General features: G+C 62.2%; 10 protein-coding genes and 2 pseudogenes. 8 read left to right on the top strand and 4 right to left on the bottom strand.

Annotation, left to right across the window (positions count from 1 at the left end):
• The first annotated feature begins 46 nt into the window (after window positions 1–46).
• Window positions 47–12,943 (top strand): non-ribosomal peptide synthetase, encoded by a 12,897-nt coding sequence (locus K0P33_RS22715; RefSeq protein WP_242151561.1) that lies wholly within the window; start codon window positions 47–49, stop codon window positions 12,941–12,943.
• 95 nt (window positions 12,944–13,038) lie between these two features.
• Here the strand turns inward: K0P33_RS22715 and K0P33_RS22710 are convergent.
• Window positions 13,039–13,200, bottom strand: a pseudogene (locus K0P33_RS22710) (IS5/IS1182 family transposase); the annotation flags it as partial.
• 397 nt (window positions 13,201–13,597) lie between these two features.
• On the opposite strand from K0P33_RS22710, the gene K0P33_RS22705 reads away from it, so the two are divergent.
• Entirely contained in the window at window positions 13,598–14,233 is a 636-nt protein-coding gene (locus tag K0P33_RS22705; protein ID WP_094950788.1) for a lytic polysaccharide monooxygenase auxiliary activity family 9 protein, read from the top strand.
• Window positions 14,234–14,273: 40 nt separating this feature from the next.
• Window positions 14,274–15,272 (top strand): annotated as a pseudogene (locus tag K0P33_RS22700) (chitinase); the annotation flags it as partial.
• A gap of 267 nt (window positions 15,273–15,539) precedes the next feature.
• On the opposite strand, the gene dsbG reads toward K0P33_RS22700, so the two are convergent.
• From dsbG to dsbD, 3 genes are read right to left on the bottom strand one after another with little or no spacing between them, the layout of a single operon-like run.
• Window positions 15,540–16,301: a thiol:disulfide interchange protein DsbG gene (gene dsbG, locus K0P33_RS22695; RefSeq protein ID WP_242151558.1), complete on the bottom strand. Its 762-nt coding sequence runs from the start codon at window positions 16,299–16,301 to the stop codon at window positions 15,540–15,542.
• Entirely contained in the window at window positions 16,277–17,122 is an 846-nt protein-coding gene (locus tag K0P33_RS22690; protein WP_094950791.1) for a TlpA disulfide reductase family protein, read from the bottom strand. Before K0P33_RS22690 ends, dsbG begins: the two co-directional genes overlap by 25 nt.
• Entirely contained in the window at window positions 17,122–18,849 is a 1,728-nt protein-coding gene (gene dsbD, locus K0P33_RS22685; RefSeq protein WP_242151556.1) for a protein-disulfide reductase DsbD, read from the bottom strand. Before dsbD ends, K0P33_RS22690 begins: the two co-directional genes overlap by 1 nt.
• A 176-nt stretch (window positions 18,850–19,025) precedes the next feature.
• Here dsbD and K0P33_RS22680 point away from each other — a divergent pair, with 176 nt between their 5' ends.
• From K0P33_RS22680 to K0P33_RS22660, 5 genes are all read left to right on the top strand, one after another.
• A complete protein-coding gene (locus K0P33_RS22680) occupies window positions 19,026–19,721 on the top strand; it encodes a response regulator transcription factor (RefSeq protein WP_094950793.1) in 696 nt (231 codons plus the stop codon).
• Window positions 19,721–21,040, top strand: coding sequence for an ATP-binding protein (locus K0P33_RS22675; RefSeq protein ID WP_242151552.1), 1,320 nt, complete (start codon window positions 19,721–19,723; stop codon window positions 21,038–21,040). Before K0P33_RS22680 ends, K0P33_RS22675 begins: the two co-directional genes overlap by 1 nt.
• A gap of 124 nt (window positions 21,041–21,164) precedes the next feature.
• Window positions 21,165–21,932 carry an N-acetylmuramoyl-L-alanine amidase gene (locus K0P33_RS22670; RefSeq protein ID WP_242151549.1) on the top strand — a complete coding sequence of 256 codons (768 nt, stop codon included), beginning with the start codon at window positions 21,165–21,167 and terminating at the stop codon, window positions 21,930–21,932.
• 141 nt (window positions 21,933–22,073) lie between these two features.
• Entirely contained in the window at window positions 22,074–23,486 is a 1,413-nt protein-coding gene (locus K0P33_RS22665; RefSeq protein ID WP_242151546.1) for an aspartate aminotransferase family protein, read from the top strand.
• 83 nt (window positions 23,487–23,569) lie between these two features.
• Window positions 23,570–23,794 (top strand): MbtH family protein, encoded by a 225-nt coding sequence (locus tag K0P33_RS22660; protein WP_028617283.1) that lies wholly within the window; start codon window positions 23,570–23,572, stop codon window positions 23,792–23,794.
• Window positions 23,795–24,860 lie beyond the last annotated feature (1,066 nt).

The following is a 24,860-nucleotide window of genomic DNA, read 5'->3' as shown; positions in this document are numbered from 1 at the left end:
CTCTAATTCTCGATTTTCCCGTAAGCCGATTTCAGGCAGGAACCCCATGATGGACGCCTTCGAACTTCCCCGCACATTGGTCCAGTCCCTTCAACGTCGTGCCGCGCAGACCCCGGATCAGGTAGCCCTGCGCTTCCTCGCCGAGTCGGCCGAGCACAGCGTCGTGCTCAGTTACCGTGACTTGGACCAACGCGCCCGCACCATCGCCGCCGCCTTGCAGGCCAACGCGGCGTTGGGCGATCGCGCGGTGCTGTTGTTCCCCAGCGGCGCGGACTACGTCGCGGCGTTCTTTGGTTGCCTGTACGCCGGGGTCATCGCGGTGCCGGCTTATCCGCCCGAATCCACGCGTCGGCATCACCAGGAGCGCCTGCTGTCGATCATCGCCGATGCCGAACCTCGCCTGCTGCTGACCATCGCCAGCCTCGGCGGCGGCCTGTCACAGATCGACAACGCACCGCCGGTGCTGAGCGTCGACACCCTGGATGCGCAGATCGCCGACGGCTGGGTCGAACCCGAACTACACGCCGACGACATCGCCTTCCTGCAATACACCTCCGGCTCCACCGCATTGCCCAAAGGTGTGCAAGTCAGCCACGGCAACCTGGTGGCCAACGAAGTGCTGATCCGTCGCGGCTTCGGCATCGACCTCAACCCGGATGACGTGATCGTCAGCTGGCTGCCGCTGTACCACGACATGGGCCTGATCGGCGGCCTGCTGCAACCGATCTTCAGCGGCGTGCCGTGTGTGTTGATGTCGCCGGCTTACTTCCTCGGACGGCCATTGCGCTGGCTCGAAGCGATCAGCGAATACGGCGGCACCATCAGCGGGGGGCCGGATTTCGCTTATCGCCTGTGCAGCGAGCGGGTCAGCGAATCCGCCCTGGAACGCCTGGACTTGAGCAAGTGGCGCGTGGCGTATTCGGGCTCCGAACCGATCCGCCTCGACACCCTGGAACGCTTCGCTGAGAAGTTCGCGGCCTGCGGGTTCACCTCGAACAATTTTTTCGCCTCCTACGGCTTGGCCGAGGCAACCCTGTTTGTCGCCGGCGGCACCCGTGGCCACGGCATCCCGGCCTTGCGCCTGGACGAACAAGCGCTGGCGGCGAATCGTGCCGAGCCGGGGCAGGGCAGCGCGATCATGAGCTGCGGCACCTGCCAGCCGGAACACGCGGTGTTGATTGCCGACCCGCACACGTTGAACGAGCTGCCGGATAACCGCGTCGGCGAGCTGTGGGCCACCGGCCCGAGCATCGCCCACGGCTACTGGCGCAACCCTGAGGCCACTGCCAAGACGTTCGTAGAACAGGCCGGCCGCACCTGGCTGCGCACCGGCGACCTGGGTTTTATCCGCGAGGGCGAGGTGTACATCACCGGTCGCCTGAAAGACCTGCTGATCGTGCGCGGCCACAACCTGTATCCCCAGGACATCGAACAGACCATCGAGCGCGAAGTGGAAGTGGTGCGCAAGGGCCGCGTCGCCGCCTTTGCCGTGAATGATCAGGGCCTGGAAGGCATCGGCATCGCCGCCGAAATCAGCCGCAGCGTGCAGAAAATCCTGCCACCCGAAGCGCTGATCAAAGCTATCCGCCAGGCCGTGGCCGAGGCCTATCAACAAGCCCCGAGCGTGGTTGTATTGCTCAACCCCGGCGCCTTGCCCAAGACGTCCAGCGGCAAGGTGCAGCGCTCGGCGTGTGCCCTTCGCCACGCCGACGGCAGCCTCGACAGCTATGCGCAGTTCCCCGACCTGCACGTGCAAGCGAGCGATGCGGCGTTGGAAACCGAACTGCAAAGCCAGATCGCAGCGATCTGGTGCGAGCAGTTGCAGGTCGCAACTGTCGCGGGCGATGACCACTTCTTCCTGCTCGGCGGTAACTCCATCACCGCCACCCAAGTGGTTGCGCGCCTGCGAGAAACCCTGGGCCTGGAGCTGAACCTGCGCATGCTGTTCGAAGCGCCGACGCTTGCGAGCTTTGCCGCAAACGTCGCGCAATTGCAGCAGGACGGCGGCATCGCTCAAGGCGCGATTCATGCCTTGTCGCGCCAAGACGACCTGCCGCAATCCCTGGCACAAAATCGCCTGTGGATCACCTGGCAACTCGACCCGCAGAGCAGCGCCTACACCATCCCCGGCGCCTTGCGCTTGCGCGGTGAGCTGGACGAAGACGCGGTGCGCGCCAGCTTCCAGCGCCTGATCCAGCGCCACGAAGCCCTGCGTACCCGCTTCTACGAGCGCGACGGCCAGGCCTTCCAGCGTGTGGACGCAAGCATCGAATTCGACCTGCACGTCATCGACCTCAGCGACCTGCCCGCCGCCGAGCGTGAAGCGCGCGCGCAACAGATCCGCGAAGACGAAGCGCGCACCCACTTCGACCTGGAAAAAGGCCCGCTGCTGTGGGTGACCCTGGTACGTCTGGACGATGAAGAGCACCAATTGTTGGTCACGCTGCACCACATCATCGCCGACGGTTGGTCGCTGAATATCCTTATCGATGAATTCTCGCGCCTGTACGCTGCCGCGACCCAGGGCCAAACCCTGGCGCTGCCGCCATTGGCCCTGCAATACGCCGACTACGGCAACTGGCAGCGCCAATGGCTGGCAGAAGGCGAAGGCCAGCGGCAATTGGCGTATTGGAAAGCGCAGTTGGGCGAGGAGCATCCAACCCTGAGCCTGGCCACCGACCACCCGCGCTCGGCGCAGCAACGCAACAGCGCCTCGCGCCATAGCGTGCGCCTGGATGCAGGCCTCAGTGCCGCGATTCGCCAGACCGCCCAGGCCAACGAATCCACACCGTTCATGTTGCTGCTGGCGGCGTTCCAAAGCCTGCTCTACCGCTACAGCGGCCAGCGTGATATTCGCATCGGCGTGCCGAATGCCAACCGCCCGCGCCAGGAAACCCAAGGCCTGGTCGGCTTCTTCATCAACACCTTGGTGCTGCGCGCCGAGCTGGATGGGCGACTGCCGTTCAACCAGCTGTTGGCTGCAACCCGCCAAACGGCGTTGGGTGCCCAGGCCCATCAGGACCTGCCGTTCGAACAACTGCTGGAAGCCTTCCCGCAAGCCCGTGAACAAGGCCTGTTCCAGGTCATGTTCAACCACCAGCAGCGCGACTTGAGTGCCTTGCGCCGCCTGCCGGGGATGCTCGCCGATGAGCTGGCGTGGCACAGCCGCGAGGCCAAGTTCGACCTGCAACTGCACAGCGAAGAAGACCGCAACGGGCGCCTGAGCCTGTCGTTCGACTACGCCGATGAATTGTTCGACAGTGCAACCATTCAGCGTCTCGCCGAGCACTTCATCAACCTGCTGCACGCCGTCTGCGAGCAACCGCAACAGGCCATCGGCGACCTGAAGCTGATGCAAACCGACGAGCAGCAGCCGTGGAGCGAAGCGCCGTGCGTGCCCGCGCAGCAGTGGTTGCCCGAGTTACTTAACCGGCACACCTCGGACAGCACCGCACTGGTCTGGCAGGGCGCCAGCCTGACCTTCGCTCAACTGCACACCCAGGCCAACCGCCTGGCCCATTACCTGCGTGACAAAGGCGTCGGCCCGGATGTGTGCGTGGCCATCGCCGCCGAGCGTTCGCCGCAACTGTTGATCGGCTTGCTTGCGATCATCAAGGCCGGTGGCGCCTACGTGCCGCTGGACCCGGATTACCCCGCCGACCGCCTGGCCTACATGCTTCAGGACAGCGGCGTACACCTGCTGCTGACCCAAACCTCGCTGCTGGAGCTGTTACCGGCCACCGAAGGCGTGTGCGTGATCGCGATGGACAGCCTGCACCTCGACAGTTGGCCGACCCAGGCGCCGGGTCTGCACTTGCACGGCGATAACCTCGCCTACGTGATCTACACCTCCGGCTCCACTGGCCAGCCCAAAGGCGTGGGCAATACCCATGCGGCACTGGCCGAGCGCTTGCAGTGGATGCAGGCCACGTATCAACTCAACGAAACCGATGTGCTGATGCAAAAGGCGCCGATCAGTTTCGACGTGTCGGTGTGGGAATGCTTCTGGCCGCTGATCACCGGTTGCCGGTTGGTGCTGGCCGGCCCCGGCGAGCATCGCGACCCGCACCGCATCGCGCAGTTGGTGCAGGAGCACGGCGTGACTACCTTGCACTTTGTGCCGCCGCTGTTGCAGCTGTTTATCGATGAGCCGTTGGTGGCCGAATGCACCAGCCTGCGCCGCCTGTTCTCCGGCGGCGAAGCCTTGCCCACCGAGTTGCGCAACCGCGTATTGGCACGCCTGCCGGCAGTGCAACTGCACAACCGTTATGGCCCGACCGAAACCGCGATCAACGTCACCCATTGGCAATGCAACGCCGAGGATGGCGAGCGCTCGCCGATTGGCCGGCCGCTGGGCAATGTGACCTGCCGTGTGCTGGACGAACACCTCAACCCACTGCCCGCCGGTGTGCCGGGCGAACTGTGCATCGGCGGCATCGGCCTGGCGCGTGGTTACCTCGGCCGCGCCGGGCTGACCGCCGAACGTTTTGTCGCCGACCCGCTGGGCGAGTCGGGCGCACGCCTGTATCGCACTGGTGACCGTGTGCGCTGGAGCGCTGACGGCGTGCTCGAATACCTCGGCCGCCTTGATCAGCAGGTCAAACTGCGTGGCTTTCGTGTGGAACCGGAAGAAATCGAAGCGCGCCTGCTGGCCATGGACGGCATCGCCCAGGCCGTGGTGCTGGTGCGCGAGCAGCAGTTGATCGGCTATTACACCGCCGGTACCGAGTTGGACGAACAAGCGGTAAAAACCGCCTTGGCCGCCGAGCTGCCGGAGTACATGGTGCCCGCGCAACTGATGCGCCTGGACGCCATGCCCCTGAGCCCCAGCGGCAAACTCGACCGTCGCGCATTGCCCGAACCGGTGTGGCAAACCCGTGAACACATCGAACCCGAAACGCCGTTGCAGCAGCAGATTGCGGCGATCTGGCGCGAAGTCCTCGGCCTGCCACGTATTGGCTTGAGCGACGACTTCTTCGCCCTCGGCGGCCACTCGTTGCTGGCCACGCAAATCATCTCGCGCACCCGCCAGGCCTGCGACGTCGAGTTGCCATTGCGCACCTTGTTCGAAGCCAGCGAGTTGGGCGCGTTTGCCGAGCAAGTCGGGCTGATCCAAGCCTCGGGCCAGCGCAACCAGCAAACCGCCATCGCCAAAGTCGACCGCAGCGCGCCGGTGCCGCTGTCCTATTCGCAGCAGCGCATGTGGTTCCTCTGGCAGATGGAACCGGACAGCCCGGCCTACAACGTCGGCGGCATGGCGCGCCTGCGCGGCGTGCTGGATGTGGGGCGTTTCGAGGCCGCGTTGCAAGCCTTGATCATGCGCCACGAAACCCTGCGCACTACCTTCCCGAGCGTCGACGGCGTGGCTTATCAAAAGGTCGCGCCGCAAACCGGCCTGCGCATGGATTGGCAGGACTTCTCGGCGCTGAACGACACCGAGCGCCAGCGGCGTCTGCAACAGCTTGCCGACCACGAAGCCCACACGCCCTTCAACCTGGAAACCGGGCCACTGCTGCGCGCATGCCTGGTCAAGGCCGGCGAGCAGGAACACTACCTGGTGCTGACCCTGCACCATATCGTCACCGAAGGTTGGGCGATGGACATCTTCGCGCGTGAACTCGGCGCGCTGTACGAAGCCTTTATCGACGAGCGCGACTCGCCGCTGGCGCCGTTGCCGGTGCAGTACCTCGACTACAGCGTGTGGCAGCGCCAGTGGCTGGAGTCCGGTGAGCGTCAGCGCCAACTGGATTACTGGATCGCACAGCTTGGGCATGAGCATCCACTGCTCGAACTGCCCGCCGATCGCCCACGCCCGCCGGTGCAAAGCCATCAGGGCGAGCTGTACCGCTTCGACCTGAGCGATGAACTGGCCGCCCGCGTGCGTGCCTTCAATGCCGAGCGTGGCTTGACCCTGTTCATGACCATGACCGCCACCCTGGCCGTGTTGCTCTACCGTTATAGCGGCCAGACCGACCTGCGCATCGGCGCGCCGGTGGCCAACCGGATTCGCCCGGAAAGCGAAGGGCTGATCGGCGCCTTCCTCAACACCCAGGTGCTGCGTTGCCAGCTCAATGGGCAGATGAAAGTGGGGGAGTTATTCGAGCACGTGCGCCACACCGTGATTGAAGGCCAGTCCCACCAGGACCTGCCGTTCGACCACGTGGTGGAAGCCCTGCAACCCCCGCGCAGCGCGGCGTACAACCCGCTGTTCCAGGTGATGTGCAACGTGCAGCGCTGGGAATTCCAGCAGAGCCGCCAACTGGCCGGCATGACTGTCGAGTACCTGGCCAACGATGCACGTGCAACCAAGTTCGACCTCAACCTGGAAGTCACCGACCTCGACCATCGCCTGGGTTGCTGCCTAACCTACAGCACCGACCTGTTTGACGAACCGCGCATTGCGCGCATGGCCGAGCATTGGCGCAACCTGCTGGAGGCGTTGATCGCCAACCCGCAACAGCGCCTCAGCGAACTGCCGCTGCTGACGGCGACCGAGCAGCGTGCGCTGCAAAACAGTTTGGGTGTCGAGGCCGGTGAGCATCGCCTCGATCAGTGCATCCATCCGCTGTTCAGCCAGCAGGCGAATAATCGTCCCGATGCGCCTGCGCTGACCTTCGCCGGTGAGACGCTGACCTACCGCGAACTGGACGCCCGCGCCAACCGCCTGGCCTGGATGCTGCGCGAGCGCGGCGTCGGCCCTCAAGTACGTGTTGGCCTGGCGCTGCCGCGTTCTTTGGAAATGGTGATTGGCCTGTTGGCGATCCTCAAAGCCGGCGGTGCCTATGTGCCGCTGGACCCGGAATACCCGCTGGACCGCTTGCACTACATGATCGAAGACAGCGGCATCGGCCTGCTGCTCAGTGACGCGGCGATGTTTGAAGCGCTCGGTGAACTGCCGGCGACGGTGGCGTGTTGGTGCCTGGAAGATGACCTTGCGGTGCTCGCCAATTACCCGGCCAACGAGCTGCCCTTCATCAACCTGCCGCAACACCAGGCGTACCTGATCTACACCTCCGGCTCCACCGGCAAGCCCAAAGGCGTGGTGGTGTCCCACGGTGAAATCGCCATGCATTGCCAGGCGGTGATCGAGCGTTTCGGCATGCGCCCGGATGACTGCGAACTGCACTTTTATTCCATCAACTTCGACGCCGCCACCGAGCGTTTGCTGGTGCCGCTGCTCAGCGGTGCGCAGGTGGTTCTACGAGCCCAGGGCCAGTGGGATGCCGAAGAAATCTGCGCGCTGATCCGCACCCATCGCATCAATATTCTGGGCTTTACCCCAAGCTACGGCAGCCAGTTGGCGCAATGGCTGGCGACCCAGCACCAGACCTTGCCGGTGCGCATGTGCATCACCGGCGGTGAGGCGCTGACCGGCGAACACTTGCAGCGTATCCGCGCGGCGTTCAACCCCGAGGTGTTTTTCAACGCCTACGGCCCGACCGAAACCGTGGTCATGCCGCTGGCCAGCCTGGCGCCGGAGCAGTTGGAAGAGGGCGCCGCCAGCGTGCCGATCGGCAGCATCATCGGCGCGCGTGTGGCCTACATTCTCGACGCCGACCTGGCGCTGGTGCCGCAAGGCGCGACCGGCGAGTTGTATGTCGGCGGGGCCGGTCTGGCGCAGGGTTACCACCAGCGCCCGGGCATGACCGCGGAGCGCTTTGTCGCCGACCCGTTTGCCACGAAGGGTGGGCGTTTGTACCGCACCGGCGACCTGGTGCGCCAACGCGTCGATGGCCTGGTGGAGTACCTGGGCCGTGTCGACCATCAAGTGAAGATTCGCGGTTTCCGTATTGAGCTGGGCGAAATCGAAACCCGCCTGCTGGAACACCCAGCGGTGCGCGAAGCGGTGGTGCTGGCGTTGGAATCACCCAGCGGCAAACAGCTGGTGGCCTATCTGGTCAGCGACGCCGACCACGGCACCCTGCGCGAGGCGCTGAAGGCACACCTCAAGGCGCAACTGCCGGACTACATGGTGCCCGCGCACTTGATCGTGCTGGACAGCATGCCGCTGACCGCCAACGGCAAGCTCGACCGTCGTGCCTTACCGCAGCCGGACCCGGAGGCGAATCGCCAACAATACGTGGCGCCACGCAATGAGCTGGAGCACACCCTGGCCGCGATCTGGTGCGCCGTATTGAACGTGCAGCAAGTCGGCCTGGACGATAATTTCTTTGAACTGGGCGGCGACTCAATCCTGTCGATCCAAGTAGTCAGCCGCGCGCGGCAAGCTGGAATTCACTTCAGCCCGCGCGATTTATTCCAGCACCAGACCGTGCAAACCCTGGCTGGCGTGGCCACACGTTCCGAGCAGGTTACCGCCGAGCAAGGCGTGCTGACTGGCAGCTCAGGGCTTACGCCGATTCAGCATTGGTTCTTCGATACCGAGATGCCTAATCGTCAGCACTGGAACCAGGCGTTGCTGCTAAAACCGCTGCAACTGCTCGAACCTCATCGCCTGGAGCAAGCGCTGTTGGCGGTGCTGGAGCACCACGACGCCCTGCGCTTGAGCTTCACCCCGCGCGACGCCCAATGGCACGCCGAGCATTTGGCCGTGCCGCAAGGCGGCGTACTGATGCAGGCGCAAGTGCGCGATATGCAGCAGTGCAGCGCGCTGTTCACCGACACCCAACGCAGCCTCGACCTTGAACACGGCCCGCTGCTACGCGCCTTGCTGGTGGACGGCCCGCAAGGTCAGCAACGCCTGCTGATCGCGATTCATCACCTGGTGGTGGATGGCGTGTCGTGGCGCGTGTTGCTCGAAGACCTGCAAACGGTTTACCGCCAGTTGAGCGATGGTCAGTCCGTGAGCCTGCCGGCCAAGACCAGCGCCTTGCGCGATTGGGCTGCGCGCTTGCAGGCTTATGCGAGCAGCGAATCCCTGCGCGAAGAGTTGGCTGTGTGGCAAGACCAGTTGGCCGGCCCGCAGGTGGTATTGCCGGTGGATCGCCCGAACGGCGCGCGGCGCAATCGCGATGCCGACACCGTCAGCGTGCGCCTGGATGCCGAACACACCCGCCAGTTGTTGCAACAGGCGCCAAGCGCCTACCGCACCCAGGTCAACGACCTGCTGCTGACGGCCTTGGCCCGCGTGCTGTGCCGCTGGAGTGGGCACGATTCAGCGCTGATTCAGCTGGAAGGCCATGGTCGTGAAACCTTGTTTGATGACATCGACCTGACCCGCAGCGTCGGCTGGTTCACCAGTGCTTATCCGCTGCGTCTTACACCGCAAGCAGAGCAGGGCGCGTCGATCAAGGCGATCAAGGAGCAACTGCGCGGCGTGCCGCACAAAGGCTTGGGCTACGGCGTGCTGCGTTACCTGGCGGACGATCTGTGCCAGCAGACCATGGCCGCCCTGCCAAGCGCCGACCTCACCTTCAACTACCTCGGCCAATTCGACCAGAGCTTCGGCGCCGATGCGCTGTTCCATCCATTGGATGAGTCGGCCGGCCTGGCCCATGACCCGGATGCGCCGCTGCCCAACGCGTTGAGCGTCGACAGCCAAGTGTATGGGGGTGAATTGGTGCTGCGCTGGACCTTCAGCCGCGAGCGCCATGATCAGCAGACCATTAGCGAGCTGGCCGATGCCTACCTCGCCGAACTGCAAAGCCTGATTGCCCACTGCCTCAAGGACGATGCCGGCGGCCTCACGCCTTCCGACTTCCCGCTGGCCCACCTGAGCCAAGCACAACTCGACAGCCTGCCGATTGCGGCCGGCACCATCGAAGACGTCTACCCGCTGACGCCGATGCAGGAAGGCTTGTTGCTGCACACCCTGTTGGAACCGGGCACCGGCCTTTACTACATGCAGGACCGTTACCGCATCCACAGCGCGCTGGACCCCGAGCGTTTCGCCCAGGCCTGGCAGGCGGTGATCGCCCGTCACGAAGCCTTGCGTGCGTCGTTCTGCTGGAACGTCGGCGAAGACATGCTGCAAGTGATCCACAAACCGGGCAGCACGCCGATTGAGTACCTGGACTGGAGCGCCGATCCGGAAAGTGAACAGGAGCCGCGTCTGCAAGCGCTGCTCAAGGCCGAGCGTGAAGCCGGTTTCGATCTGCTCAACCAAGCGCCGTTCCACCTGCGCCTGATCCGCGTCGGCGAAGCGCGCTACTGGTTCTTGATGAGCAACCACCACATCCTCATTGATGCCTGGTGCCGTTCGCTGCTGATGAATGACTTCTTTGATATCTACATGGCCCTGAGCGAAAGTCGCGAAGCGCAACTGGCCACGCCGCCGCGCTACCGCGACTACATCGCCTGGCTGCAACGCCAGAACCTCGCCGAAGCGCGCCAGTGGTGGCAGCAGAACTTGCAAGGTTTCGAGCGCACCACGCCGATCCCGAGCGACCGGCCGTTTCTGCGTGAACACGCAGGTCACAGCGGCGGCATGGTGGTGGGCGACTGCTACACCCGCCTGGATGCCCGCGACGGTGCGCAACTGCGTGAATTGGCGCAGGCCCATCAACTGACCGTCAACACCTTCGCCCAAGCGGCCTGGGCGTTGGTGCTGCGTCGCTTGAGCGGGGAGCGTGACGTGTTGTTTGGCGTCACTGTGGCCGGGCGCCCGGTGGAAATGCCCGAGATGCAACGCACCGTCGGCCTGTTCATCAACAGCATTGTGCTGCGGGTGAAACTGCCTGAAGACGATCAGCACTGCAGCGTACGCCAGTGGTTGAGTGGCTTGCTCGACAGCAACATGCAGCTGCGCGAGTACGAATACCTGCCACTGGTGACTATTCAGGAACACAGCGAGTTGCCCAAGGGCCAGCCGCTGTTCGACAGCCTGTTCGTGTTCGAGAACGCGCCGGTGGAAGTCTCGGTGCTGGACCGCGCGCAACGCCTGAACGCCACCTCGGATTCCGGCCGCACCCACACCAACTTCCCGCTGACCGCGGTGTGCTACCCGGGCGATGACCTCGGTTTGCACCTGTCCTACGACCAGCGTTACTTCGACGAAACCACCGTGCAAGGCATGCTCGGTGAGTTTAAGCGGCTGTTGCTGGCGTTGGTGCAGGGCTTCCATGGCGACATGGCCGACCTGCCGCTGATCGGCGAGCAAGAGCGTGAATTCCTGTTGGACGGCTGCAACCAGAGTGAGCACGCCTACCCATTGGAGCGCAGCTACGTCGAGCTGTTTGAAGCGCAGGTGGCCGAGCATCCGCAGCGCATCGCCGCCAGTTGCCTTGACCAGCAATGGACCTATGACGAGTTGAACCGGCGCAGCAACGGCCTGGGTTACGCGCTGATTGCGGCGGGTGTCGGCCTGGATCAACCGGTGGCGTTGCTGGCCGAGCGCAACCTGGATCTGCTGGGCATGATCATCGGCAGCTTCAAGGCCGGCGCCGGTTACTTGCCGCTGGACCCGGGCCTGCCAAGCCAGCGCCTGAGCCGCATTATTGACCTGAGCCGCACGCCGTTGCTGGTGTGCACTGAAGCGTGCCGCGAGCAGGCGATTGAGTTGTTGGAAGGCACCGACTGCCAGTTACTGGTGTGGGAGGAAGTGCCGGGCCGTGGGGAAAATCCAGGGATCTACAGCGGCCCGGACAACCTTGCCTACGTGATCTACACCTCGGGTTCTACCGGCCTGCCCAAAGGCGTGATGGTCGAACAGCGCGGCATGCTCAATAACCAATTGAGCAAGGTGCCGTACCTGGACCTGAGCCCGGCGGATGTAATCGCCCAGACGGCTTCGCAGAGCTTCGATATTTCCGTGTGGCAATTCCTCGCCGCGCCGCTGTTCGGCGCGCGGGTGGATATCGTGCCGAACACTATTGCGCATGATCCGCAGGGGTTGCTGGCGCATGTGCAGGCCCAAGGCATAACCGTGCTGGAAAGCGTGCCGTCGCTGATCCAGGGCATGCTCGCCCAGGAGCGCATGAGCCTGGACGGCCTGCGCTGGATGTTGCCGACGGGCGAAGCGATGCCGCCGGAGCTGGCACACCAATGGTTGCTGCGTTATCCAGAAATTGGCTTGGTCAACGCGTACGGCCCGGCGGAATGTTCGGACGACGTGGCGTTCTTCCGTGTCGACCTGGCGTCTACCCGTGGCACTTATCTGCCGATTGGTACGCCGACCGACAACAACCGGTTGTACGTGCTCGATGGCGCACTGGAGTTGGTGCCACAAGGTGCTGTGGGTGAGTTGTGCGTGGCGGGTACCGGTGTGGGCCGTGGTTACGTCAGCGATCCGCTGCGTACAGCGCAGGTGTTTGTGCCCAACCCGTTCGGCGAGCCGGGCGAGCGTCTCTACCGCACCGGCGACCTGGCACGTCGGCGCAGCGATGGCGTGTTGGAATATGTGGGCCGTATCGATCATCAGGTGAAGATTCGCGGCTACCGCATCGAGCTGGGTGAAATCGAAGCGCGCCTGCATGAACAGCCCCAGGTGCGTGACGCGGCGGTGGGGGTGCAGGAAGGCGTCAACGGCAAGCATCTGGTGGGTTACTTGGTGGCGGCGGACGACGTGTTGAACCCAAGTGATCGCCTCGACCGCATCAAGCAACGCCTGCGCGCTGAACTGCCGGAATACATGGTGCCGCTGCACTGGTTATGGCTCGAGCGCCTGCCGCTGAACGCCAACGGCAAACTCGACCGCAAGGCCCTGCCAGCCCTGGAGATCGGCCAGTTGCATAGCCAGGACTACCTGGCACCGCGCAACGAGCTGGAAACCACCTTGGCTGCCATTTGGGCTGAGGTGCTCAAGGTTGAGCGAGTAGGCGTGCAGGACAACTTCTTCGAGTTGGGCGGGCACTCGTTGCTGGCCACGCAGATTGCCTCCCGCGTGCAGAAAAACCTGCAGCGAGATGTACCGTTGCGGGCGATGTTTGAGTGCAGCACGGTGGCGGAGTTGGCCGAGTACATCGAGGGGTTGGCGGCGAATGAAATCAGCGCCGAGAAGGTGGATCGGTTGAGTGATTTGATGGCGGAGTTGGAGGGGCTTTAAGCAAACGTGGAACAACTGGCGGTGAGCGTGCTGTTAGTCGAAACGCAAACGACTTTCAGCGTTGCTTAACGCAGAATCCACATCGGCGCTGATAGGGCCTTTATTCCAAAGTGGCACGGGTTACCTTTTTGGGTCTGATGCCTCTCAGGATCACGCTGGCCTCCCTCGTTCTTGGTTGAACTGGGAGCATGAATAATCGTGGCATCGACGAGGGTGCCCTGGCGCGGGGACAGATCTTTTTCCTGTCAGTAACCGTTCGAAGTCGCAGAAGCCCATCGGGCTCATGCGTGGCTCGGGCCAGGTGGTGAGGGTGGCTTTCAGCACATCTGATTGATTGAGAACGCTCCCTAGAAATTCTTTCTCGCCGCCAGGCCAATGCCTCATCACGTGCAGAGGGCCATCACTTACGAACGGGCTAAGGCGATTTGCGAGAGACGCTGTGTCTATTTGCGCCTTGAATTGTAGGAAATTGACCCCTGGTAGCGTAGGTTATTGCCATTATACTGTTTTTATATACAGTGTTTGCGGGTCTATCGTCTCATGAGAAGAAAATGAGTGAAAAACGGGCCTGTGGAAAAAAAAAGCAACTCCGTTAGTTTGAGGTTCTCTCCTTAAGGAAAGGAGAGTTCTTAATCAATCTCAATGGAGTAACAAATGAACAAACCACAAACCCAGACACCTCTTCGCCATGGTCGTGTCACGTCCCCTTCCAGCCGTGGCGCAGTCGCCGTGGATCTCGGCCTGCTGGCTACCTGGCAGGTCAATGAAATGGAAGGCGGCAAGAACTTTCCGGCACTGATTGCCGGTCCGTTCCCGGCGCCTTATCAAACCGACACTGACAGCGTCACTCCACCAGCCGACGGCTTCATCCTCAGCGGCGGCAAGACCGATGCCCGTGACTGCATCAACTTCACCAACGAGGAAATGGCCAAGAAACTCAGCCGCGACTTCACCTGGCCGCTGCTCAATGTCGACCCGGGTCAGACCTTCAAGGTCACCTGGGAATACACCGCGCCGCACACCACCCGTGGCTATCGCTGGCTGATCACCAAGGATGGCTGGGATCCGAAACAGCGCATCACCCGCGCACAACTGGAAACCCAGCCGTTCGCCGAAGACTTCTATACCCAGGTGCCGTACTTCAGTCATGCAGGTGAACTGAAGGCCAAGGTCAATCACGAAGTGAAACTGCCGGCCAACAAAAAGGGCAAGCATGTGATCGTGTTGATGTGGATCGTCGCCAACACCGGAAACGCCTTCTATCAAGCCTTCGACGTGGACTTCAAATAAGCCCACGCCGTTAAACCCATACGTTCTGAAGGATTAGAACATGTCAAAGATTGACTTCACCTTACTGAAATCGCCGCTGAACGATGTCGCCTCGCTGATGCCGAGCATTGCCGGCAAAAAGATCCTCATGGGCTTCTGGCACAACTGGCCTGCCGGCGCGAGCGACGGCTACCAGCGTGGCCAATTCGCCAATATGAGCCTGGCGGACGTGCCGAGGGATTACAACGTGGTGGCCGTGGCCTTCATGAAAGGCAACGGTATCCCAACGTTCAAGCCGTACAACCTGTCCGACGCCGAGTTCCGCCGCCAGGTGGGCGTGCTAAACAGCCAGGGCAGGGCGGTGCTGATTTCCCTTGGCGGCGCCGATGCGCACATCGAGTTGCATAAAGGCAACGAACAGCCACTGGCCAACGAGATTATCCGCCTGGTGGAAACTTATGGCTTTGATGGCCTGGACATCGATCTTGAACAGAGCGCGATTGATTTCGCCGACAACAAGACTGTCCTGCCCGCCGCGTTGAAACTGGTCAAGGACCATTACGCCGGTGAAGGCAAACACTTCATTATCAGCATGGCGCCGGAGTTTCCTTACCTGACCACCGCCGGCAAATACGTCGGTTACCTCCAGGCGCTGGAAGGCTATTACGACTTCATTGCCCCGCAGTATTACAACCAGGGGGGCGACGGGATCTGGGTGCAGGAGGTCAACAACGGCAACGGTGCCTGGATTGCCCAGAACAACGACGCGATGAAAGAGGATTTCCTGTTTTATCTGACCGAAAGTCTGGTGAGCGGAACGCGAGGGTTTACCAAGATTCCGGCGGACAAGTTCGTCATTGGCCTCCCGGCCAACGTCGACGCAGCCGCCACCGGTTATGTGATCAACCCCGCAGCCGTGACCAATGCATTCAAGCGTTTGTACGACAAAGGGTTGTCGATCAAGGGCCTGATGACATGGTCGGTGAATTGGGATAACGGGATCAGCAAAGACCACGTGCCCTACAACGGGGAATTCAGCCGCCGTTATGGGCCGTTGATCAAAGGCACTCATCTCTCTGGCCTCGGTGAGGATGAGGCGGATCTCGAAGTCGCCAATCGGCAGTAGCGCAAAGAGACATCTGGCAGACGTGCCTGATCTCAAGCCGCTATGTTTATGATCTGATCGTTGGCTTTATGAAACAAAATCCGATGCCTGTTTGGGCATCGGATTTTTTGCGTCAAGCTCAAATCTTCATGCGGTTTTCTATGAATTTGCTTTGCTCGTTTTCTGTTGGGCAAGCCTGAAACAGTCTTAGGGAAACGCCGATTACTTCGGCCCCAGAATCTTCGCCAGCTTGTCCGGCGATGGTGCGCCTTGTTGCTGCTGCAACCCACCCTTGTCATCCAGGTAGAAAATCGCCGGCGTTGCCGACAATTCCAGCTCTTCCATCAACTTCATGTTGGCATCGAGTTTGGCTTCGATATCCGCCGGGATCTTGTCCAGCGCCTGCAATTTGCTGCCTTTGCCGGCGGCTTCGTGTTCTTCCAGGGCTTTTTGCGGGTCTTTGGCGGCGAACAGGGCTGCCGACTTGCCTGGGCTGTCTTCGCGGATGATGCCGACCATGATGTGGCGCAACTGCACCTTGCCGGCTTTTACCCACGGCCGCGCCTGTTCCCAGAACATGTTGCAGTACGGGCAGTTAGGGTCGCTGAACAGGTAGACGGTGCGCGGCGCGTTTTTATCGCCGTCCTGAATCCAGTTGCTGTGTTCCATCTTGGCCCAGACTTCCTTGGCCATCGGCGCGTACACCAGTTTTTCCAGGGGCGCGGTGCTCAGGTCTTTACCGTCGGCGTCGTACAGGTTGCCGGCGACCACGCTTTTGCCGTCGGCGGTCAGGTACAGGGCCATGCCCCGGTTCTGGTACTGCGCGGCGTAGCCGGTGAGGCCGCTGGGGGCATCGAACTTGCCGAGGATCTTGGCGCCTTTGGCTTCGATCTGTTTGATCGGTGCCGGCCAGTCTTCGGCCTGGGCCAGGGTGGCCGCGAGCGTCAGCGGCAGCAGGGTCAGCAGTTGGCGGAGGCGAGGCATGTCGGTTTCCTTTCAGGGGCGGTGTCGAAGGGTTCCATGGCACGGGCCAGGCTGGCTTGGGACAGCTCACCGAGGTGGCTGTTGATCAGGCGCCCGTCGGCTTGGTAGAACAACGTGGTCGGCAAGGCCATGGAACCCACGGCCTGGCCGAGGCGGCCGCTGGCGTCAAACAGCATGTTGTCGAGAGTCAGGCCTTGGGTCGCGAGGTAGGTGCTGACGCTTTGCATGCTTTCGGCCTGGTTGACGAACAGGAAGGTCACGTCGGGGCGTTGTTGCTGTGCGCGTTCCAGCACGGGCATTTCCCGTCGGCACGGCGGGCACCAGGTGGCCCAGAGGTTGATCACCAGCGGGCCGCCTTTGTAATCGGCCAGTTGCACCACGTCGCCATTGGCATTGCGCAAGGTGATATCCGGCAGTTGCGCGCCCTTGTCGTAAAGGCTCAGAGATAAACTGGTCATGCCCCAGAACAGCAGCCCGGTGATCACCCCGGCGCTCAGCGGTTTGCGCAGCGCAGGGCGGCGCCAGCCGTACAGCAGTGCACCGAGCACCAGCGCGATCACGCCGGGCCAGGCGAGAAAACCGCCGTCGCGCAGGTCGACCATTTGCAGCGGGTCGTGGCGGTAGTCGCTCCAATACATCAATACAAAGCTAATGCGCGCCACCAGCATGCCCAGCAGGAACAGGCTGAAAAGCACTGACTCCGGGTTTTCACCGCCGTGCTTGGCCACGCGCCAACCCACCACGGTGGCGAGAATCAGCGCGCTGATCAGCAGGATGTGATTTAGGGCGATGGCGAAGGTGCCGATGGTCAGGGTCAGCATCAGCGCGCGTCCCGGGTCTGTAACCAACGTTGCAGGAAGGCGGTGGCATCCACTTCGCCGGTGATGCGTTGGGCGCGGCGTTCTTCACCGTCCGGGCCGATCCACACGAAGCTCGGTGGCCCCGGCACCTTGTAGCGGCCGAGCAGCTCGCGGCTGGCGGCGTTGTCGGCAGTGACGTCCAGGCGCAGCAGGCGCACATCTTTGAGGGCGTCCATCACTTCGGGTTTGCCGAACACCTGTTTTTCCATGATTTTGCACGACACGCACCAGTCGGCGTAGTAATCCACAAGCACCCATTGGCCCTGAGCCTTGGCGCTGTCGAGTTGGCTTTGCAGCGCGGCCGGGTCGTTGATGGTCATGAAGGCGTCATGGGCACTCGGTGCAGCGCCCACCTGCGAGCCGCTGTAGACCTTCAGCGGTTGCCACAGGTCGTCGCTGCCTCCGGCTGCGCCCACCACCAGCACGGCGCCCCACAGGCCCAGCACCAGGGAACCAGCGCCAAAAACCTTGGCCGCCAAGCCATACTCGCGGGCCAGGCTCCAGCCGCAGTAGGCCATCACCAGCGCCAATGCGCCCCACAGGCCGAGCCACAGGCTTTCGCCGACGACCGGGCGAATCATCAGCACCGCCGTGCCCAAGAACAGGAAGCCGAAAACGCCCTTGAGCACATTCATCCAAGTACCCGGTTTAGGCAGGAAGCGGTTGCCCACGGTCACCAGCAGCAACAACGGAATACCGATGCCGATGCCCATCGCAAACAGGATCAAGCCGCCGTGCAGCGCATTGCCGCTCTGGGCGATATACAGCAGGGCGCCGGCCAGCGGCGCGGTCATGCACGGCCCCACCAACAAACCGGACAGTGCACCGAGAATGCCGGCGCCCACCAAACTGCCGCCGCTTTGCTGGCGGCTGACGTTGTCCAGGCGGTCACGCAGGAAGGTCGGCAGTTGCAGTTCAAAGAAACCAAACATTGGTAGCGCAAGGATTACAAACAGCGCGGCGAAGCTGCCCAGAATCCACGGCGTTTGCAGCAGTGCGGCGAGGTTGCCGCCGAGTAACGCGGCCAATACGCCAAGGGCCGCATACACCAGCGCCATGCACACCACATAGCTGCTGGCCAGGGCAAAACCACGGCGCGGGCTGGCGCCACTGCCGACCACCAGGCCTGCGAGGATTGGCAGCATCGGCAACGAGCACGGGGCAAATGCCAGCAACAGGCCGAGGCCAAAGAATACCAATAGGCTCCAACCCAGGCTGCGCTGCTGCAGGCCGCTGGCCAGGCTCTCGTCCTGGGCTTGGGCGGTAGCGGCAACGGCCGGGTTGCCGCCCAGGTCCACGGTGGTCGACTGCGGCGGGTAGCACAGCCCCGCATCGGCGCAGCCCTGCCAGCTCAGTTTGATCTGGCCGGTGGCGCCGGCAGGAATCTTCACTTCCAGGCCTTGGCGATACACTTGCTGCTCACCGAAGAACTCGTCGCTATGGGCTTCACCCTGCGGCAATACGGGCTTTTCGGCCAGGCCCTCGAACTTCATGCGCTGCTGGTAGAGGTAATAACCGTCGGCAATCTGCCAATACAGCTGGGTCTCGCCACTTTCAAGATGCTCGGAGGTAAAGGTGAAAGCTTTGCCCACCGGGAGGAAGTCGGGTTTGGTCTCGAATGGATTGCCCGGCGCGGCCTGGGCGAATCCCGCGAATAACACCAGCAGAAAGGTAAACAAATACCGCATGGACACGCCTTAGTTTGATGCAAGTTAGGCACACAATGTGTGGCGTTGATTAACCGATGATTAACCGGGCGCTATTCTAAAGTGAGGGAATGCCCGAGTGCGCCTGTTTTCACGGCATAATCGGCGCTTAATCCGCCGCACCTTTAATTCTCCCCATCTTTCATGAAGGGTTAACCATGCACGTACTGGTCTGTGAAGACGACGAACTGATCGCCAGCGGCATTGTTGCTGGCCTCGGCGCCCAAGGCTTTACCGTCGAGCGCGTGGCTACGGCCGCTGCCGCGCGGGCGATGCTCAGGGCTGCCACGTTCGACATCATGGTGCTCGACCTCGGTTTGCCCGACGAAGACGGCCTCAAGTTGCTGCAGCAACAGCGCAGCCAAGGCCTGGAAATTCCGGTGCTGATCCTTACCGCGCGCGACTCGGTAACTAATCGCGTCGACGGCCTGCAAGCCGGCGCCGACGACTACCTGCTCAAACCCTTCGACTTGCGCGAGCTTGCTGCACGCCTGCAAACCCTGCTGCGGCGGGTGGCGGGGCGCAGAATCAACCTGATCGAACACGGCCGTCTGGCCTATGACCCCAGCAGCCGCGAAACCTTCCTGGCCGGCGAGCCGGTGGACCTTTCCCGTCGCGAACAAGCGTTGTTGCAGGCACTGCTGCACAACAAGGGCCGGGTGCTGTCCAGCGAACAGCTCAAGGACAGCGTCTACGGCTTCAACGACGAGCTGGAAAGTAACGCTCTCAATGTGCATATCCACCACCTGCGGCGCAAATTGGGCAACGGCATTGTCGAGACCGTGCGTGGCCTCGGTTATCGCCTGGGCGTGGCGGACGGTGGCGTGCTGGATGATGGAGAAAATGCTTCGTGATGAGCCTGCGCCTGCGCCTGACGTTCAAGCTGGGCGCTGCCTTTGTGCTGATTTGGCTGCTGGCGGCAGCCTGGATGCTCAACGACCTGCGCAACCAGATGATGTTTTCCCTCGACCAGCGCCTGGTCGCGTCGGCACGCATGGTGGCGGGTCTGACCGAGCAGATGCCGGGCCTTGCCAGCGTGAGCGGCGGTACGCAGTTGCGCACCGAACAACTGAATGTGCCGGGTGGCATGGCCTGCCAGGTCAGCTCCTTGCGCGGGGAAGTCCTGGCGCGCAGCCATACCACCCCGAATGAAGGCTTGGAGTCGCGCAAGAGCGGCTTTCGCGATCAGGTCATCGACGGCGTGGGCTGGCGCAGTTTCACCCTGTCCCGTGGCGATCTGCTGATCACCACTGCCGATCGCCAAGTGGAGCGTGAGGCGCTGAACCTGTCGATCCTGCTGGCGGCTTCGGTGCCGGTCGGCGTGGCCTTGCTGGGTTGCCTGTGCCTGCTGTGGCTGGGCATCGGCCAGAGCCTGGTGCCGCTGAACCGCATGCGCGATGCGTTGATGCGCCGCAGTGCTGACTCCCTAGAACCCCTGCAGATTCACCCGCTGCCCAGCGAGCTGAAGCCGCTGCTCGACACCCAAAACCAACTGTTGCAACGCATCGCCAAGGCCATCGAGCGTGAGCGCCGGCTCACCGGCGATGCCGCCCATGAGCTGCGCAGCCCGCTGACGGCGATCAAGACCCACCTGCAAGTAGCGCGCATGACCGACGGTGCGGCCCGCGACCAATCCCTGGCTCATGCCGAAGAGGGCGCCGACCGCTTGCACCGCACCCTGGAGCAATTGCTGCTGTTGGCGCGGGTGGAGGGCAGCCTGTCGTTCGACGATGGCTTGCAATCCAGTGCTGAACAAGTCGCACGGCTGGCGATCCAGGACGCCAACGCCGGCGATAACCGGCGTATCGACCTGATCCTGGCGGACAACCTCACGCAAACCCCGGTAGAAATGCCGGTGGCCTTGGCCGTCGCGGCCTTGCGCAACCTGCTGGATAACGCCCTGCGCCACACCCCGGGCGACACGCGCGTGGAGCTGGATGTATTCACCAGCGCCGACACGGTGGTGTTCCGCGTGCGTGACCATGGCAAGCAGATTTCCAGTGATGACCTGCAATACCTGACCCAGCGTTTCTGGCGCAATGGCAGCAGCGAGGGGTGTGGACTGGGCCTGGCGATTGTGCAGGCTATCGTGCAGCGCTGCTCCTGCTCGTTGAAATTCGACAGCCAGCCGGATGGCCTGCGGGTTGACTTAGGCATGCCGCTGCGGCGCTGATCACGTTCTTTTAAGGTGCCAAATAATTACCGCCTTTTTGAAGTTCAGCGCTTCAGGATGGCGGTAATTTTTTTGCGCTTGAACGGGCTGAATGACTCGGCCTGTACTGAAAAGGACGGTTCTTATGTTGGTGATCGATAGCAGTTTCCCTTCCAGGGATTTCAATGAACGCATGGGCGAGCCCGTGCGGCAGGTGGTCCTGCATTACACCGCGTCGCCTTTCGCTTCATCCCTGCTTACGCTTACTCAAAATGGCGTCAGCGCTCACTATCTGCTGCCGGACCCTGATGAGCTCGGCTACCGTGCCGCCGGGTATGACGAATTGCGCGTGTTTCGGTTGGTGGACGAGGATAAGCGTGCCTGGCATGCCGGGGTGAGCCATTGGGGTGGTCGGGATAATCTCAATAGCCGGTCGATTGGTGTCGAGATTGTTAATTTGGCGCGGGAGGATGGCGGGGTGTTTACCTTTCCTGCGTACGGCGAGGAGCAGGTTGATGTGTTGATTGCGTTGGTTCGCGACATTCTTGAGCGGTATCCGCAGGTTGAGCCCGTCGACATTGTTGGGCATTCGGATGTGGCGTATTGGCGCAAGAGTGATCCTGGGCCTCGGTTGCCTTGGCGGCGATTGTTCGAGGCTGGGATTGGGGCCTGGTTTGATGAGTCGACGCGGGCCATGTATCAGCGGCGTTTTTGTCTTGGGTTGCCGCCGGAGGTTGAGGTGGAGCGGGCGTTTCAGCGGTATGGGTATAAGCCGGCTTGGAATCGCCAGGCGTTTGAGCTGAGAACGCGGGCGTTTCAGATGCACTTTCGGAGTCGGGATTATGGTGGGGTTTTGGATGGCGAGACGTGTGCGATTTTGTATGCGTTGAATGAGCGGTATCGGGGGCTTTGACTGACGGAATGATCGTTCCCACTCAAAAAACCACAACAAGCCTAAATCCCCCCACCCCTGGTGCGTCTCCAGAACATGAAATCCGCGCGCACGCGGATCGGCAGTTTGGTCACCCCCACCAGCGTATTGAGGGATCGAGAGATGTCAGTCGCTACCAGCCGTATCGAAGACGCCCCGGTGCACGCCAGCCCGGCACCCGTGGAAACGCTCTACCAGTTCGAAGAAACCCCGTTACTGGCCCGCCAACGCCAGCAGGAGTCCAACGCCCGCAGCTATCCCCGGCGTATCCCCCTGGCGCTCAAGCGCGCTAAGGGCATCTACGTGGAAGACGTCGAAGGCCGAAGCTTCATCGACTGCCTGGCCGGCGCCGGCACTCTGGCGTTGGGCCATAACCACCCAGTGGTGATCGAAGCCATCCAGCAGGTACTGAGCGACGAACTGCCACTGCACACCCTCGACCTGACCACACCGGTGAAGGACCAGTTCGTACAAGACCTGTTTGGCCTTTTGCCGATGGAGCTGGCGCGGGAAGCGAAAATCCAGTTCTGCGGCCCCACCGGCACCGATGCGGTCGAAGCCGCGCTGAAGCTGGTGCGCACGGCCACCGGTCGCAGCACGGTGTTGTCGTTCCAGGGCGGTTACCACGGCATGAGCCAAGGCGCGCTGAGCCTGATGGGCAGCCTGGGGCCGAAAAAACCTTTGGGCGCCTTGCTCAGTAATGGCGTGCAATTCCTGCCGTATCCCTACGACTACCGCTGCCCTTTCGGCCTGGGTGGCGCAGAGGGCGTGCGGGTCAACCTGCATTACCTGGAAAACCTGCTCAACGACCCGGAGGCCGGGGTGTTGTTGCCGGCGGCGGTGATTGTCGAGGTGGTGCAGGGCGAGGGCGGTGTGATCCCGGCCGGTCTCGACTGGCTGCGTGGCCTGCGCCGTATCACCGAGCAAGCCGGTGTGGCGCTGATCGTCGATGAAATCCAAAGCGGCTTCGGTCGCACCGGCAAGATGTTTGCCTTCGAACACGCGGGCATCATCCCGGATGTAGTGGTGATGTCCAAGGCCATCGGCGGCAGTTTGCCGTTGGCGGTGGTGGTGTACCGCGACTGGCTCGACACCTGGCTGCCGGGCGCGCATGCCGGGACATTCCGGGGCAACCAGATGGCGATGGCGGCGGGGTCGGCGGTGATGCGCTACCTCAAGGAGCACGACCTGGCCGGCCATGCCGCGGCCATGGGCGAGCGCCTCGGCGAGCACCTGCGCATCCTGCAACGCGACTTCCCGCACTTGGGGGATATTCGTGGGCGTGGGCTGATGCTCGGCGTGGAACTGGTGGACCCCAGCGGCACCCTTGATATCCAGGGCCACCCACCGGTGCATCGCCAACTGGCGCCGCTGGTGCAGCGCGAATGCCTCAAGCGCGGCCTGATCCTCGAACTGGGCGGCCGCCATGGGAGTGTGGTGCGCTTCCTGCCGCCGCTGGTGATCACCGCCGCCGAAATCGACCGGGTTGCCGAGATCTTCGGCCGTGCCTTGGCGGCAGCGGTCGCCAGCCTCTAATTTTTCGTACCCTTGGTACGTTTCTACAGATATCAGCGCTGCGCGTGGTGCGCAGCCAGCCTTATTTTTGATGGAGAACAGCAATGACCTCAGTATTTGACCGCGACGACATCCTGTTTCAGGTAGTGGTCAACCACGAAGAACAGTATTCCATCTGGCCCGACTACAAAGCCGTACCGGAAGGCTGGCGCACCGTGGGCAAGAGTGGCATGAAGAAAGAGTGCCTGGCTTACATCGAAGAAGTCTGGACCGACATGCGCCCGCTCAGCCTGCGCCAGAAGATGGATGGCGCAGCGTTGGCTGGCTGACACACCGCAAACCCAATGTGGGAGCGGGCTTGTCTGCGATAGCCACGGGTATCTGCGCAACTTTTTGTGTTGCGTTAAGTTTTTGATGGGGTTTTTAGGTGGATATGAGTACATATCCGTTGCTGCGGTAACGGCTTCGTATGGTTCCGCCCTTACAGCGGGTCACTTTTGGAAAAGAGCCCCAAAAGTAACCAAAAGGGCTCTTGCCCCACCACTCGGCACCTCGCCTAGGCTCGGTGTGCCCTCACTCCGGCTTGAATCCGTGGGCCGCCGCCATGGGCCATCCTTGGCCCATCGCGGCTAACCCGGCGTCCTGCCGGGTTACCCACGGATTCAAGCCTGCGTTCGGCCATCGTGGTTAACGGGGCGCCTCAGATCAAGATCAAAAGCAGATCAAGATCAAAAGCAAGAGCACGGCGGCCTAGTAGCCGACCTGAGTGGTTGAAGCAAAAGCAGGGCAAAAGCACAGCAAAAGCAGATCTGCTTTTCTGTGGGAGCTGGCTTGTCGGATCGCCGCACCGCTGCGATGCAGACACCTCGGTCCATCAAGTACACCGAGTTGATGCCATCGCAGGCAAGCCAGCTCCCACATTTGATTGAGTTCAGCTTCCACTATCAGGTCGGCTGTCAGGCCGCCTCGGCTTCGCTTTTGATTTAACCACTCAGGTCGGCTACTAGGCCGCCGTGCTCTTGCTTTTGATCTTGATCTTAGGCGCCCCGTTAAACCACGCTGGCCGAACGCAGGCTTTGGAGCGTGGGTAAACCGGCAGGACGCCGGTTTAGCCGCGATGGGCCAAGGATGGCCCATGGCGGCGGCCCACGGTCCAAAGCCGGAGTGAGGGCACACCGAGCCTAGGCGAGGTGCCGAGTGGTGGGGCAAGAGCCCTTTTGGTTACTTTTGGGGCTCTTTTCCAAAAGTGACCCGCCGTAAGGGCGGAACCCATAGCAGCCGTTACCCAAATAACGGATATGTACCCAGCGCCCCCGCGACAACCAAAGAACTCAACCCATAAAAAGATGTGTAGATACCTACACCGCCATCGCGGGCAAGCCCACTCCCACATAA

It is taken from the genome of Pseudomonas sp. ArH3a (assembly GCF_022648765.1).
Taxonomy (GTDB): domain Bacteria; phylum Pseudomonadota; class Gammaproteobacteria; order Pseudomonadales; family Pseudomonadaceae; genus Aquipseudomonas.
The sequence above is the reverse complement of the archived record's forward strand: the minus strand, read 5'-3'. Positions and strand labels throughout refer to the sequence as shown.